Source organism: Rugamonas fusca, from assembly GCF_014042365.1.
GTDB classification, from domain to species: Bacteria; Pseudomonadota; Gammaproteobacteria; order Burkholderiales; family Burkholderiaceae_D; genus Rugamonas; species Rugamonas fusca.
In genome coordinates this window covers 1-271 of sequence record NZ_JACEZS010000093.1, presented here as the reverse complement: position 1 = coordinate 271, position 271 = coordinate 1, and the positions used below count along the sequence as shown (strand labels likewise).

At 43.2% G+C, this 271-nt stretch carries 1 tRNA gene; it reads left to right on the top strand.

Annotated elements, in window-relative coordinates:
* Window positions 1-19: 19 nt before the first annotated feature.
* Window positions 20-95, top strand: a tRNA-Ala gene (locus H3H36_RS26460).
* Window positions 96-271: the final 176 nt, after the last annotated feature.

The following is a 271-nucleotide window of genomic DNA, read 5'->3' as shown; positions in this document are numbered from 1 at the left end:
GTCCAACCAGCCCTACCAGGGGGGATTAGCTCAGCTGGGAGAGCACCTGCTTTGCAAGCAGGGGGTCGTCGGTTCGATCCCGTCATCCTCCACCAAAGGTTCAAGTAAAAGCGCAAACGTAAGCCATCAGAGGTTTAGGTTTGGTCTTTTAGAGATCAAGTGCTGTATGTTCTTTAACAATCTGGAAGAAGTAAAAGTAAAGATTATTTATTGATTACTTTGACGTCAAAATCAAAGTAATGGGTAATGATTGTATGTATCAACAAACGCA